This is a genomic window from Immundisolibacter sp. (assembly GCF_028696615.1).
Classification (GTDB): Bacteria; Pseudomonadota; Gammaproteobacteria; order Immundisolibacterales; family Immundisolibacteraceae; genus Immundisolibacter.
The window spans coordinates 1-13902 of the sequence record NZ_JAQVGQ010000005.1; the positions used below are offsets into that span (position 1 = coordinate 1).

Below are 13902 nucleotides of genomic sequence, written 5' to 3' on the forward strand. Positions count from 1 at the left end.
GCCCTCAAAGAAGGCTACTACGGCAAATTCTGAGCACCGGAACCACCGCCATGACCATCCAGATCACCAAGAAAATCACCGGCTACAGCGTGGTGCGCCCGGAAGAACCCGCCGCCAAGCCGGCCGAAACCGCGGCCGCGCCCGAACGCGAAAAGCCGCACGTCATCCAGATGCACGAAAAGCTGGAGCGGCCGGAAACCCTGCGCGGCACCACCTACAAAATCAAAACCCCGCTCACCGAGCACGCCCTGTACGTGACCATCAACGACATCGTGCTCAATCCCGGCACCGAGCACGAGCACTACCGGCCGTTCGAGATCTTCATCAACTCCAAAAACATGGAGCACTTCCAGTGGATCGTTGCGCTGACGCGCATCATCTCGGCGGTGTTCCGCAAAGGCGGCGACATCACCTTTCTGGTGGAAGAACTCAAAGCCGTATTCGACCCGCGCGGCGGTTATTTCAAGAAAGGCGGCCGCTACATGCCGTCGCTGGTGGCCGAAATCGGCGACGTCATCGAACAACACCTGCGCGCCATCGGCATGCTGCCGGACCGCGAACTCGACGCCCGGCAACTGAAACTCATCGACGAGAAACGCAGCGAATACGAAGCCCGCACCGGCCAGAAGCAGGCCGACAACGACGCCACCTACCCGGACGGCGCACAGCTCTGCTACAAGTGCAACACCAAGGCCATGATCCTGATGGACGGCTGCCTGACCTGCCTCAATTGCGGGGAGTCGAAGTGCGGGTGACGGCGCGCAACGCCTGTTCGTAACCAGCTCGCCGTAGGATGCGGTGAGGCACGAACCGCATCAATCGAGGCTTCCCCTCACCGAGCGGCCCAGGCGGACTCATCAATGCCACACCGATCCGCACTACCGGGAAATTTAACAGGCCATTGAAAAAGGGCTTCCTGCCCTTTTTCAACTCGGCTCGTCGCGGCACATGTCCGCAACGAGCCTCCCCCACATCAAGCGCTTGACGCGCTTGATGTGGGGGCAAGCCATCCCTGGCTTGCCTTAACAGGCCGTTGAAAAAGGTTTTTCAACGGCCTGTTAACATGCAAAATTGGTGGGCACGGCCTTGCGGCCTTTGCCCATCCAACCAGGGACCCACGAGGGCCAAGTTTATGGGGTGCCGCCCATGTACGGCCTGATCCTGTTCCTGCACATCCTCGGTGCCACCGTGTGGACCGGCGGGCATATCGTGCTGTCGGTGGTGGTGCTGCCCGGCGTGCTGCGCGGGCGGGCGCCCGACCAGCTGCTGCGCTTTGAAGCCGCGTTCGAGAAAATCGGCATGCCGGCGCTGCTGGTGCAGGTGGTCACCGGCATCGTGCTGGCGCGGCGCCTGATTCCAGATGTTGCCGACTGGTTCGATTTTTCGAATCCCGTCGCGCACGTGGTAGTGACGAAGCTCACGTTACTTGCCGTAACCGTAGCGCTGGCGCTCGATGCGCGCTTTCGCGTGCTGCCAAAACTCGACGCATCCCGGCTGACCGACATGGCCTGGCACATCGTGCCGGTCACTGTCCTGTCGGTGCTGTTCGTCGCCGCCGGGGTTTCCTTTCGTGCCGGTTGGTTTTAGGAGAATCCGCATACCGCCTCACCGACCGCTCGCGGCGCGGTACACGCCCGCGCGGCGCTGCATGAATAAATGGCTTACGCCCTCGATTCAGAGTTTGTGAAGAAATGCGCGTCCTGCGCATTTCTTGCGTCGCCCGTCCGGTACACGCCCGGACGGGCTCCCGCGAATCAAGCCCTTGCGGGCTCGATTCGCGTCCGGCCATCCCTGGCCGGCCTCGGAGCTTGAAAAATTCACAAGCCCTCAGCGTTCGAGCTGGTACAGCACGTCCGCGGTCTGCGTCAGACCGGACACCACCTCCAGCAGCCAGCGTCGGGTGAGCGTGTAACGCAGCGTGACGGCGTTGCCCTGCCCGGCGAGCGCCAGGCCGTAGCCCACGTACAGGCGCGGGGTGAGGTAACGGCCGAGCGCCAGGCTGGCGCCGCCGTTGCCGTCGCCACCCAGCTTGGCCTCGTCCAGGCCCAGGACCGACCCCAGCCGCTTGACCAGCATGCCGCCGCCGCGCAGCCCGGCCGAGGCGGCGGCCTGCATCAACAGCTCGCTTTCGCTGCCCTTGGCCTGCTGCAGCGGCCGGCCCAGCAGCAGATACGACAGGATGTCCGCCTGCGCCATGGCGGGGGTGGAAAACAGCTCGGTTTCGGGCGCCTTGGCGGTGCCGCGCAGGCGCACGCCGGCGGTCACCTCGCCCACCGTGCGCTCGGCGGTGATGCGCAGCGCCGGGTTGTCCGGCGGGCCGCCGGCGTAGCGCAGTTCGCCCTCGGTGACCGGCAGGCGCTGACCGTAGAAGGCGTACTGACCTTCCTCGACGCGCACCGTGCCGCTGACCGCGGTGCTGCCGTCGGGGTGCTGCTCGAGGCGCACGGCGCCGCCCAGACGACCCTCGAAACCGTAGGCGTCCACGCGCATATCGTCGCCCAGCACCACGCGCAGGTCGGCCTGCGCGGTGAGCGGCGCGCTTTGCGGCGCCTCGCGTCCCAGCACCACCACGTCGGGCGAGGCGCGCACCGCGGCGGGCTGGTCCTGCGCATGGATACGCGCCCGCGGGACGGCGATTTCACCCCTCACGGCCACACGCCCGGCTGCGAATTCGAGATCGACATGCGGGCTCACCTGCGCCTGCAGGGCCGTGGTGTCGAGCGCCTGAAAGCGCTCGCCGTGCAGCTCGAGCCGCACGCGCGGGCCATCCGCCGCACGACTGGCGTCGCCATCCACCTGCAGCGTGCCGTCGCCGGAGCGCGCGCGGGCGGACAGGCGCAGCGTGTCGCCGCCGTCACCGCGGACGCTGGCCTGCACGTCGCGCAGCTCGATGCCGAGCGCCGGCACGGCGGCGCGGGCATCCAGCACGGCGGCTTCGCCGGCAAGGCGCGGCGCGGCCAGCGTGCCGCCAATGTCGAACCGCGCGGTGGCGCGGCCGGCAAGACCCTCCACCTGCGCCAGCCAGGGCTCGAAAAAACCGATGTCGGGAAGCTGCGCGTCGAGCGCGCCCGACAGCGGCGCCGCGGCGCCGGCCGGCAGCGGCGGCAGGCGCAGCGTGGCATCGAGCAGATCGCCACCGCCCGCCTGGGCGAGACGCGCCACGAGCTGCCCGCCCACAGCGTCGAGACGGCCATCCACCTGCAGGCCGCCGTGCGCGAACCGGCGCCGGCTGCCGTCCGGGGCCGGCACCGACAGCGCGCCGGCCGGTGCTGCCAGGCGCAGCTCGCCCTGCAGCGGACCGCCGGCGCGGCGCAGGCGCAGATGACCGTCGAGCGCGCCGTCCGCGCTGGCGCCCACCTCGCCGAGCGCCACCAGCGGCGCCAGTGGCAGCGCGCGGATGTCCACCGCCAGGTCGAGATCGGCGCCGGCCCGTCGCCCGCCGGCGCACACCTGCGCCTCGTCGGCCCGCCAGCAGTGCTGGCCGGCGGACTGCACATGGCGGCGCAGTTCCAGCGCCAGCGGACCGGCCAGCGCCCAGTCGCTGGGCGGCAGGCCACGCAGCGTGCCGCGCGTGAAGCGCCCCTGCCAGCCGTCGGCCAGCAGGCCGCCGCGGCCGGCGAGCGCCAGGCGCTGGTCGTTGCGCGCCAGGTCGAGCTGCACGGCGTGATCGGCGGCGGCGCCGTCGACGGCGAGATCGAGCGCCAGGCGCTGGCCGCCGACCGCCACGCCGTCGGCCGCGATGCGCAGCGCCAGCCGGTCCTGCGGGCGGTCGAGATCGAGTGCCGCACTCAGCGTCTTGGCGGCCAGATCGGCGTAAGCGAGATCGGCGCCGTCGAGGCGCAGCCGCGCCTGGGCAAGACCGGGACCTGCAAGGCGCGCCTTCGCGCTCAGTCGCCCACGCGCGCCGGCCAGCAGCTCGCCCGCCGCTGGCACCTCCAATGCCACCTCGAGCGGCGGTCCTGCGCCAAGCGCGCTGCCGGCGGCACGCAAGCGGGCGCGGCCGAGGCGCAGGTCGATCTCGGACAGGCGCAGCGCACCCGGCTGCCAGACGACGGCGCCGCTGCCGGCGAGCGGCTGCCCGCGCAGCCGGCCGCCGAGCCGGGTGAGCTGTAGCTGCGTCTGCGCGGCATCGCCGCTGACGGCGACGTCGAGCGCCACGCGGCCCGGGTACTTGGGCCACAGCAGGCCAGGATCGAGCCCCGCGGCCTGGAGGCTCGCGGCATAGCGCAGCGCCGGCGCCCAGTGCAGCTCGCCTGCGCCGTGCAGGCGGCCGTCCAGGAGCCGTGCATCCAGCGCCTCGAGCCGCGCCTGGCCGGTGTCGCCGCGCAGCCGGGCAGCCAGTTCGCCGGTCTGGCCCTCGGCGGTGAGCGCCGCTTGCAGCGTGAGCGCCCAGTCGTCCAGGCGGCCGTCCAGCCGGGCGCTGCCGCTGGGCGATTGCAGGCGCGGCGGCGCGTCGCCAAGCGGCCAGCGCAGCGCCTGCCAGTCGAGCCGGGCCTCGAGCGTGCGGCGCGTCAAATCGGCCGCGGCGGCCAGATCGACGCGGCTGCCCGGCGCCGCCCGTGCCTGCGCCGTCAGCCGCCAGACGGCACCCTCGCCCTGCGCGCCGAGTCGGCCGTCGAGCGTGCCGGCCGGCGTCTTTTCGAGCCGGTAGGCGATGTCGATGCCGGCCGCGGCGCCGCGGCCGCGGGCGCGGCCGTCCACTGCCAGCGGCCAGGGCGGCAGGCCGGGCCGCCAGGCGGCGAGCGGCGCGCCCTCGAGCCACAGGTGCGCCTGCCACGGACCGCCGGCGAGCGGCGCATCGAGGCTCGCCAGCAGCCGCGCCGGTGCCGGATCGGCCGCGCGCAGCGCCGCCTGCAAGCCGTGTTCGAGGCTGCCGCCGAGGCTGCCGTGCAGCGCAAGTGGCGCGCCGCCGGGCTGCACCAGGCGCGCCTGCACCAGACCATCGAGCGCGCCCGCGCCGGCCAGATCGAGCCGCAGCGCGGCCTGCGCCGACCAGCCGTCGGCCGCCAGCGCGAGCTCGCGCAGGTGAAGGCGACTGCCGGCCAACTGACCGGCCAGGCGCAGGCGGTCGATGCGCTGCACGGCACCGCCGGCCGGCTGCAGCGCAAGGCCGCGCACCTCGAGCGCATCCAGCGTGATCCGCCCCGGCACGGCGAGCCTAGGCACCGCAGGCGGGCCGGCGGCCGGCGCGCCGTCGCCGAGCGTCATGCGCAGCTCGTCGATGGCGATGCGCCCGAGCGCCAGCTCGCGCCAGCGCAGCGCGCCCGGCTGCCAGTCGAGCGCCGCTGCCTGCAGGCGCGTGGCGCCCAGGCGCAGGTCGAACGCCCGCAGCCGCAGCCCCGCGCGCAGGCTGCCGCCGACCTCGCCCACCGCGAACGCGCCGCCCGACGCCGCCGCAAGGCCGCGCACCAGCGCCCGGGTGGCGCGCTCGCTGCCGAGCGCCAGGTAGCCTGCCAGGCCCACCAGCAGCAGCGCCGCCAACAGCCCGCGCGCGATGCGCAGCGCCCGCCTCACAGGTCCGGCCCCACGGTGACGTGCAGGCGCAGCGGCGCGCCCGGCTCGGAGATGGCGCTGGCCACATCGACGCGCAGCATGCCCACCGGCGAGCGCCAGCGCAGGCCGACGCCCACGCCGCGCTCGAGGTTCAGGCGCGTGCCGTCGAAGGCGTTGCCGGTGTCGAAGAACAGCGCGCCGCCGACATTGCCGGCGAACATCCACTCGTACTCCAGGCTCGCCACCAGCAGGTGGCGGCCGCCGGCCACGTCACCGTGGCGGTCGCGCGGGCCGAGTTTTTCGTAGTCGAAGCCGCGCACGCTCTGATCGCCGCCGGCGAAGAACCGCAGCGAGGCCGGCAGCTCGCCGAAGCCATCGACCCAGGTGGAACCCACGTCCAGTCGCCCCAGCAGGCGCTGACTTCGGCCGAGCCCGCGCACCACTTTGCCGCCGGCGCGCAGTTGCACCAAGCTGAGGTCGGACAGCAGGCCGGCCAGCGCGCCGCGCAGGGTGACATCCAGCCGCCAGCCGCGACGCGGCCACAGCGCATCGTCGGCATGGCTGGCGCGCCAGCCGATGGACGGCATCAGCAGGCCGGTGGTGGCGTCGTCGCCGCCGGCATCGAAACGCTCGAACAGGTAATCGAGCGCCAGCGTGCGGCGGCCGCTGCCGAGCCGGCGCGTGACCGCCGCCTGCAGGTCGATGTTTTCGGACAGACGGGCGGTGGTGTCCTCGCGTTCGAGGGCGGCGCCGAAGCTCAATTGCTCGGTGCGCGGATCGGCCAGCGGGATGCGGTAGCGGGTGGACAGCTCGCTGTCGCGCGGCGACAGCAGCAGCGTGTTGGTCAAGGCGTGACCGCGGTCATTCACGTAGCGGCGGTCGTAACCGGCGCGCAGGCGCGGCCCGCTGTCGGTGGCAAAGCCGACGCCGGCGTTGTAGGCGCTGCGCGGGCGCGGCGTGAACCGCACCGTCACCGGCACCGTGTGGGTCGCCGGGTCGCGCTCGCCGGGCTGCACCTGCACGCCCGAAAAATAGCCGCTGTCGGCGAGCGCGCTCTGATAGTCCAGCAGGCGCGCGGCGCGGTAGGGCTCGCCCGGCTGCGGGGCGCCGTAGCGGCGCAGCAGCGCCGCGCCGACCACCGTGTCGTCGATGTCGACGTCGCCGAAGCGGTAACGCTCGCCGCTGGCCAGGGTGAGCGTGATGCGCGCCTGGTAGGCGTCCGGGTCCACCTCGACGCGATGCGCGGTGAAGGCGGCGTCGAGGTAGCCGTGCTCGTGCAGCGTCTCGAGCAGGGCGCGCTTGCCGTCCTCGTAACGGGCGTGCTGCAGCCGATCGCCGACCTCGAGCGGAAACGCCGCCAGCGCGGTGTTCAGTTCAGGGTCGGTCGTGGCCGGACCGGTGAGGCTCAAATCCAGCCGCGCCACGCGCAGCGGCGGGCCGCGGTCGATGCGATACCGCGCCAGCCAGCCGTCGGCGTCGTGGGTGAGGCTGGCGTCGATCTGCGGGCGGTAGTAGCCGGCCGCCTCGAGCGCGGCGCGGATCTGCCGCGGCGCGGCGGCATGGGCGCGGCGGATGCGCGCCTCGGCAAGCGGCTCACGGCGCGCCTCGGCGCCGATGTCGAGCCCCGCCAGCACACTGCCGGTGAGCGTCTTGGGCAGGCCGTCGAGCACCACGCGCAGCGTGTCGGCGCGCGCCGCCGGCCACAGCAGCACCCACAACAGGACAAAGCCGCCGGCCAGGCGCGTCACTCCACGACCTCCTCGAAAAATTCCGTGCCCGGAATTTTTCAGCCTGGCGCGCGACGGCGCCACCGGCCGCACGCCGCGTGGGCGACGCGCGGCGGCATTGCCTCAGAGTTTGTGAAGAAATGCGCGTCCTGCGCATTTCTTGTGTCGCCCGTCCGGTACACGCCCGGACGGGCTCCCGCGAATCAAGCCCTTACGGGCTCGATTCGCGTCCGGCCATCCCTGGCCGGCCTGAGCGCTTGAAAAATTCACAAGCTCTCAGACGCCGCTACCGCCCTGGCGGCTGGAGTCGGCGGTGGTCGATGCCGGCGCGCTGCGCCCGCCGCCCTGATAACGCTTCAGCAGCAGCGTGCCCTGCGGGCGGCCGCGCTTTTCGCGGTCGATGCGTACCGGAAAATAATCGAGCTGCGGCGCGCACCACAGCGTGACGGTGTATTTGCCGCCGCTTTGCGTGCGCCGCACCTTGACGGCGTGGAAGGTGCCGGCCGGGGTGGTGACGTCCTCCTCGCCCAGCGTTTCGAGCGTGTAGTCGCGGATTTCGCCGTCCGAGCCGTACAGCACTGGCGCCGTCATGCCGGTGCCGCCGGCGGCCAGCGTGCGCCGCAGCGCCTCGACATAGACGAGTTCGTCCAGGGTACCCGGCGACAGCCTCGCCGGCGGGGTATCACCCTGGGCTTCGCGCACCTGTCCGGCCTGCCAGTCGAACAGGAATTCGTAATCGCGCTGTTTCTTGCCGCCCTGGCGCAGGTGCACGTAGCGCTGCGGCTGCCAGCCGTGCTGATCGACCTTGCCGCTGCTCTCGTCGTGGAAGGTCTCCTGCGTGAACAGCGCCACCACACCGCCCGGGGTCACGTCCAGCGTCAGCCGATAATGGCCGTCGGCGGCCTGGTAGCTCTGCGCCGCCTCGCCGCCCTCGATGCTGCCCTGGCGCACGGTGTAGACCGCCTGCCATTGGCTGGGCGGCGCCGCCTGCGCAGCGCCCGTCAGCAACAGCACCGCCGCCGCCAGCCGGCGGGCTTTGGCGAGACCGTTTCGAATCTGCTCAATCATCGCGTTCTCCTGCGGCGGCGAACTGCACCGGCGCCGCGAGCCACAGGCCGTCGAGCAACACCCGCTCGCCGACCAGCGCAAGACGACCCTGCGCATACCAGCCTAAGACCGTCGGATAGAGCCGGTGTTCGGCGGCCAGCACGCGCGCGGCGAGCGTGTCCGGCGTGTCGCCGGCCTGCACCGGCACGCGAATCTGCGCGATCAGCGGCCCGCCGTCCACGGCGGCGGTGACGAAATGCACGCTCGCGCCGTGCTCGGCCACGCCGGCGGCCAGCGCCCGCTCGTGCGTGTGCAGGCCCGGGAAGTCCGGCAGCAGCGAGGGATGGATGTTGAGCAGCCGGCCGCGGTGACGGGCCGCGAAATCGGCCGTCAGCACGCGCATGAAACCCGCCAGCACGACCAGATCGCACGGCACCGCGTCCAACTGGGCTTGCAGCGCCTGCTCGAAACCGGAGCGGTCCGGAAACCGGCGATGATCGATCACCGCCGTCGGCACGCCGGCCGCCGCGGCGAGCTCGAGGCCGCCGGCGTGCGGGCGGTTGCTGATCACCTGCACCACCTGCGCCGGCAGGGTGCCGGCGGCGCAGGCGCGCAGGATGGCGTCGAGGTTGCTGCCGCGCCCGGAGATCAGTACCGCAAGACGCGTCGGGCGCCCCGTCACGGCACCAGCACGACGCCCGGGCCGTCCCCGCGCGGCACGATCTCGCCCACCAGGCAGGCGCTCTCGCCGGCGTCCGTGAGGCGCGCGATGGCCTCCTCGGCGCGCGAGGCCGGCAGGATCACCACCAGGCCCAGGCCACAGTTGAAGGTGCGCCACATCTCGGCATCGGCGATGCCGCCGTGCTGCTGCAGCCAGTCGAAGATGGCCGGCCGCTGCCAGGCGCGGGTGTCCAGGCGCGCCGCGAGCCCGTGCGGCAGCACGCGCGGGATGTTCTCGATGAGGCCACCGCCGGTGATGTGGGCGATGCCGACCACCGGCAGCGCGGTCAGCAGCTCCAGCACCGGTTTCACGTAGATGCGCGTCGGCGCCAACAGCGTGGCGCCGAGCGTGCCGTCGCCGAACGGGGCGTGCAGGTCCGCCCCGACGTGCTGCACCACCTTGCGCGCCAGCGAATAGCCGTTCGAATGCAGGCCGCTGGAGGCCAAACCGATCACCGCATCGCCGGCGCGGATGGCGTGGCCGTCCAGGATGCGCGATTTCTCGACCACGCCGACGCAGAAGCCGGCGAGGTCGTAGTCGCCGGCCGGGTACATGCCGGGCATCTCGGCGGTCTCGCCGCCGGCCAGCACCGCGCCCGCCAGCTCGCAGCCGCGGGCGATGCCGGCCACCACCGCGGCGGCGATGTCCACGTCCAGTTTGCCGGTGGCGAAGTAGTCCAGAAAGAACAGCGGCTCGGCGCCCTGCACCAGCACGTCGTTGGCGCACATGGCGACCAGGTCGATGCCGACCGTGTCGTGGATGCCAAGGTCGATGGCCAGGCGCAGCTTGGTGCCGACACCGTCGGTGCCGGCCACCAGCACCGGCTCGCGGTAACGCCGGGGCAGCTCGAGCAGCGCGCCGAAACCGCCGATGCCGGCCAGCAGCTCCGGGCGGCGGGTACGGGCGGCGAGCGGCCGGATGCGCTCGACGAGGGCGTTGCCGGCGTCGATGTCGACACCGGCGTCGCGGTAACTGAGGCCGGAAGCGGGCCGCTCGCCCATGACAAGAAAACTCACGTAGAAACACGGATCGGGGCACAATGGTAGCCGTTCCCCGCCACCACCGCCTACCAGGGCCTGATGCGCCTGCTGCTGCCGCTCGTTTGCGCCGTGCTCGTGCTGTGCCTGTGCCGCCCGGCGGCGGCGCTCGACCTGTATCGCGCCAGCGCGCCGCTCGACGACACCGGCCAGACGGCCCGCGACGACGCCGTCACCGCCGCCTTCGGACGCGTGCTGGCGCAGGTCGCCGGCCGCCAGGCGGTGGCAGCGCTGGCGCAGCAGCCGGCCGGGCGCAAGGCGGCGCAAAACGCCCTGCTCGGCTTTCGCGCCGGCAGCGGCGCCGACGGCGCGCCGCAGATCGAGGCCCGCTTCGATCCGGCCGCGGTGCGCGCGTTTCTGGCCAGCCAGCGCATCGCAGCGCTGCCGGACCGGCGCCCGACGCTGCTGCTGTGGCTGCTGCTGGATGGCAGTGCGCCCGCCTGGCTGGGTGCCGACGAGCCGCCGCAGCTGGCCGCCGCGGTCATGCAATCGGCCAGCGCGCGCGGCCTGCCGCTGCTGCTGCCGATGCTGGACCTGGACGAGCGCGCCAAGCTGCCGCCCGCCATCGATCCTGCCGACCCGGCCAGCCTGGGGGCGCTGACCACCGCCGCCGCGCGCTACCGCCCGGACGGCGTGCTGTTCGGCCGCCTGCGCGGTGGCGGCGACCGCTGGCAGGCCGATCTGCGCCTGACCCTGCCCGGCCGGGATGATGTCGCCTGGTCTGGCGTCGGCAACAGCGCCGAGGCGGCCATCGACACCGCCCTCGATCGCATCGGCGGCCTGCTCGGCCCCGCCTTGCCAGACGGCCCGCCGGCGCCGGTGCAAATCACCATCGAAGGCATCGACGACGTGGCCGCCTACGCGCGCGTGGCCGAGCATCTGTCGCGCGTGCCGGGCCTGCGCGGCCTGCACCCGGTGGCGCTCGGCCAGGGACGGGCCGTGTTCGGCTTCGAGCTCGCCGGCGGGCCGGCGGCGCTGGCCAGCCGGGTCGAGCCCGGCGCGCCGTTCACGCGCGCCGGTGACTCGCCCGACTATCGGTACCGGCCATGAATCCGCTGGCGCGCCGGCGGCTGCTGATCGGCGCCGGCCTGCTGGGCGCGGCGCTGCTGGTCTGGCTGCTGGGGCCGGTGCTGGCGCCGTTCTTCGTCGCAGCGCTGCTGGCCTACATCGCCAACCCGCTGGTGGAGCGGCTCGGCCGCCTGCTGCCGCGCAGCTGGGCCACGGTGCTGGTGTTCGTCGTGCTCAGCGTGTTCGGCCTGCTGGCGCTGCTGTTCGCCATCCCGGCGCTGCAGCGTCAGGCGGTCAGCCTGCTGCAGCAGTTGCCGCGCTTTCTGGACTGGCTGGAGCAGACCGCGGTGCCGTGGCTGCACCACACGCTCGACCTGCCACCGGGCACGCTGTCCATGGCCGCCGCGCGCGGCTGGCTGCAGGAGCACTGGGCGCAGGCCGGCAGCTTCGCCGCGCAGGGCCTGGGACGGCTGGTCAGCTCCGGTCTGGGGCTGATCGGCCTGCTGGTGAATGCGGTCGCGGTGCCGGTGGTGACGTTCTACCTGCTGCGCGACTGGCCGCAGCTGCTGGCGCAGATCGACGCCCTGCTGCCGGCGCGCTGGCGCCCGGCGGTGCGCGCATTCGCGGCCGAGGCCGACCGCGTGCTGGGCGGTTTTCTGCACGGCCAGCTGCTGGTGATGCTGGCGCAGGGCACCTTCTACGCCGTCGCGCTGACCGTGGTCGGGCTCGACCAGGGCCTGCTGATCGGCTTCACCGCCGGGCTGGTCACCTTCGTGCCGTACCTGGGCGGGGTGATCGGCCTCACGCTGGCGCTGATCGCCGGGCTCATCCAGTTCCAGGACGTGTGGCACCTGGTCGCCATCGGCGGGGTGTTCGCCGCCGGCCAGATGCTGGAAAGCCTGGTGCTGACTCCGCTGCTGGTCGGCGACCGGCTCGGCCTGCACCCGGTGGCGGTGATCTTCGCGGTCATGGCCGGCGGGCAGTTGTTCGGCTTTTTCGGCGTGCTGCTGGCGCTGCCGGTCAGCGCGGTGCTGGCGGTGCTGGTGCGCCGCGCGCTCGACCGCTACCGGCAAAGCGCCTGGTACCGGCAGGAGCCGCCGTGCTGAGCGGCCAACAACCGCTCGCGCTGCGCCTGCGGGCGGATCAGACCTTCGACGGCTTCATCGGCCCGCCCGGCAGCGGCGGCGCGCGCGCCTGCCAGCTGGCGCAGGCGCTGGCCCGTGGGCGCGAACGCACGCCGCTGTACCTGTGGGGATCGCCGGCCAGCGGCAAGACGCATCTGCTGCACGCCGCGCTCGCCGCCGCCGCGGCGCATGACCAGCGCGCCGCCTACCTGCCGCTGCGCGAGCTTCGCGCCGCCGGCGCGGTGCAGGCGGTGAGTGCATTCGAGCAGTTCGACCTGGTGTGCGTGGATGACCTGGACGCCGTGGCCGGCGACGAGGCGGCGGAACTGGCGCTGTTCCACCTCTACGACCGGCTGCGCGCCGCTGGCGGGCGCCTGATCGTCACCGCCAGCGCCACGCCGGCCGCGCTCGGCCTGCACCGCCCGGAACTGCGCAGCCGCCTCGGCTGGGGCGTGGTCTGCCACTTGGAACCGCTCGGCGATGCCGACAAGCGCACACTGCTGCTGCGCCGCGCCGCCGAGCAGGGCCTGACGCTCGCCGAGCCGGTGGCCGACTACCTGCTGCGCCACCACAGCCGCGACCTGCGCGACCTGCTCACGACGCTCGATCGGCTGGAACGCGCCACGCTCGCCGCGCAGCGCCACCCCACGCTGCCGTTCGTGCGCGAGCTGCTGGCCCAGGCGCCGTGAGCACCGCCAGCTTCGCCGAGCGCCTGCTGGCCTGGCACGCCCGCGCCGGCCGGCACGACCTGCCCTGGCAGCGGCCGCGTACGCCGTACCGGGTGTGGGTGTCGGAAATCATGCTGCAGCAGACGCAGGTGGCGACCGTGATTCCCTACTTCGAGCGCTTCATGGCGCGCTTCGCCGACCTGCCGGCGCTGGCCGCGGCGCCGCTGGACGAGGTGCTGCACCTGTGGACCGGCCTTGGCTACTACGCCCGGGCGCGCCACCTGCACCGCGCCGCAGCGCAGGTGTGCCGCGAGCACGGCGGCGAGCTGCCAACCGACATCGAGGCGCTGGCCGCGCTGCCCGGCATCGGCCGCTCGACCGCCGCCGCCATCCTGGCCCAAGCGCACGACCAGCGCCAGCCGATCCTGGACGGCAACGTCAAGCGCGTGCTGTGCCGCCATCGGGCGGTCGCCGGCTGGCCGGGCGCGGCGGCGGTACAGAAAACGCTCTGGCAGCTCGCCGAGCGCTACACGCCGCCTGGTGATGCCGCCGCCTACACGCAGGCCATCATGGACCTGGGCGCCCTGGTGTGCACGCGCCACCGGCCGCGCTGCGCGGACTGCCCGGTGGCGGCGGACTGCCTGGCGCACACCACCGCCAGCGTGGCCGACTACCCGCAGCCGCGCCCGCGGCGGGTGTTGCCGCAGCGCGAAACCGCGCTGCTGCTGCTGCGCCGGGACGACGGCAGCGTGCTGCTCGAGCGCCGCCCGCCGGCCGGCGTGTGGGGCGGTCTGTGGTCGCTGCCGCAGTTCGATGGCGACCCCGCCACGCTTGCCGAGCGGTGCCGGCAGCGCTTCGGGATCGCGATCAGCGGGCCGGTGCGACGCGGCGAGCCGTTCGTGCACACCTTCAGCCATTTCCGCCTGCGCATCACGCCGCTCGAATGCACGGTGGCGCCGGCCGCCGCGGCTTTGGACGCCCCGGACCTGCTTTGGTATAACCCGATCGATCCCCCGCGTCTTGGTCTTGCAACGCCCATCCGCCGTTTGCTCGTGGCCTGACGCCCACCGCTGGAGA

At 72.8% G+C, this 13902-nt stretch carries 11 protein-coding genes; 6 read left to right on the forward strand and 5 right to left on the reverse strand.

Features of this window, described 5'->3' with window-relative positions; translation table 11 throughout:
• The first annotated feature begins 50 nt into the window (after positions 1-50).
• Both PHC73_RS00810 and PHC73_RS00815 read left to right on the forward strand, forming a co-directional pair.
• A complete protein-coding gene (locus PHC73_RS00810; protein WP_300123661.1) occupies positions 51-755 on the forward strand; it encodes a hypothetical protein in 705 nt (234 codons plus the stop codon).
• Positions 756-1146: 391 nt separating this feature from the next.
• A complete protein-coding gene (locus tag PHC73_RS00815; protein ID WP_300123662.1) occupies positions 1147-1587 on the forward strand; it encodes a CopD family protein in 441 nt (146 codons plus the stop codon).
• Between the two features lie 240 nt (positions 1588-1827).
• Here PHC73_RS00815 and PHC73_RS00820 read toward each other — a convergent pair whose 3' ends face one another.
• The 5 genes from PHC73_RS00820 to purM form a co-directional block, all read right to left on the reverse strand.
• A complete protein-coding gene (locus PHC73_RS00820; protein WP_300123663.1) occupies positions 1828-5514 on the reverse strand; it encodes a translocation/assembly module TamB domain-containing protein in 3687 nt (1228 codons plus the stop codon).
• A complete protein-coding gene (locus PHC73_RS00825; protein WP_300123664.1) occupies positions 5511-7241 on the reverse strand; it encodes an autotransporter assembly complex family protein in 1731 nt (576 codons plus the stop codon). Before PHC73_RS00825 ends, PHC73_RS00820 begins: the two co-directional genes overlap by 4 nt.
• A gap of 255 nt (positions 7242-7496) precedes the next feature.
• The gene (locus PHC73_RS00830) at positions 7497-8288 is read right to left on the reverse strand and encodes a DUF3108 domain-containing protein (protein ID WP_300123665.1); all 792 of its coding nucleotides are present in this window, start codon (positions 8286-8288) and stop codon (positions 7497-7499) included.
• Positions 8281-8949 carry a phosphoribosylglycinamide formyltransferase gene (gene purN, locus PHC73_RS00835; protein ID WP_300123666.1) on the reverse strand — a complete coding sequence of 223 codons (669 nt, stop codon included), beginning with the start codon at positions 8947-8949 and terminating at the stop codon, positions 8281-8283. Before purN ends, PHC73_RS00830 begins: the two co-directional genes overlap by 8 nt.
• Positions 8946-9989 (reverse strand): phosphoribosylformylglycinamidine cyclo-ligase, encoded by a 1044-nt coding sequence (purM, locus tag PHC73_RS00840; RefSeq protein WP_300123685.1) that lies wholly within the window; start codon positions 9987-9989, stop codon positions 8946-8948. The genes purN and purM overlap by 4 nt, the downstream gene beginning before the upstream one ends.
• Positions 9990-10067: 78 nt before the next feature.
• Between purM and PHC73_RS00845 the strand changes: the two genes are divergently transcribed.
• From PHC73_RS00845 to mutY, 4 genes are read left to right on the forward strand one after another with little or no spacing between them, the layout of a single operon-like run.
• Positions 10068-11075 carry a DUF2066 domain-containing protein gene (locus PHC73_RS00845; protein WP_300123667.1) on the forward strand — a complete coding sequence of 336 codons (1008 nt, stop codon included), beginning with the start codon at positions 10068-10070 and terminating at the stop codon, positions 11073-11075.
• Complete coding sequence (locus PHC73_RS00850) at positions 11072-12139, forward strand: AI-2E family transporter (RefSeq protein WP_300123668.1); 1068 nt, start codon at positions 11072-11074, stop codon at positions 12137-12139. Before PHC73_RS00845 ends, PHC73_RS00850 begins: the two co-directional genes overlap by 4 nt.
• Positions 12133-12846, forward strand: coding sequence for a DnaA regulatory inactivator Hda (gene hda / locus PHC73_RS00855; protein WP_300123669.1), 714 nt, complete (start codon positions 12133-12135; stop codon positions 12844-12846). Before PHC73_RS00850 ends, hda begins: the two co-directional genes overlap by 7 nt.
• Complete coding sequence (gene mutY, locus PHC73_RS00860; protein WP_300123670.1) at positions 12843-13886, forward strand: A/G-specific adenine glycosylase; 1044 nt, start codon at positions 12843-12845, stop codon at positions 13884-13886. The genes hda and mutY overlap by 4 nt, the downstream gene beginning before the upstream one ends.
• The last annotated feature ends 16 nt before the right edge of the window (positions 13887-13902 follow it).

Coding starts and splice junctions, on each gene's coding strand:
- PHC73_RS00810 (WP_300123661.1), top strand. CDS start 51: ATGACCATCCAGATCACCAAGAAAATCACCGGCTACAGCGTGGTGCGC.
- PHC73_RS00815 (WP_300123662.1), top strand. CDS start 1,147: ATGTACGGCCTGATCCTGTTCCTGCACATCCTCGGTGCCACCGTGTGG.
- PHC73_RS00830 (WP_300123665.1), bottom strand. CDS start 8,288: ATGATTGAGCAGATTCGAAACGGTCTCGCCAAAGCCCGCCGGCTGGCG.
- purM (WP_300123685.1), bottom strand. CDS start 9,989: ATGGGCGAGCGGCCCGCTTCCGGCCTCAGTTACCGCGACGCCGGTGTC.
- PHC73_RS00845 (WP_300123667.1), top strand. CDS start 10,068: ATGCGCCTGCTGCTGCCGCTCGTTTGCGCCGTGCTCGTGCTGTGCCTG.
- PHC73_RS00850 (WP_300123668.1), top strand. CDS start 11,072: ATGAATCCGCTGGCGCGCCGGCGGCTGCTGATCGGCGCCGGCCTGCTG.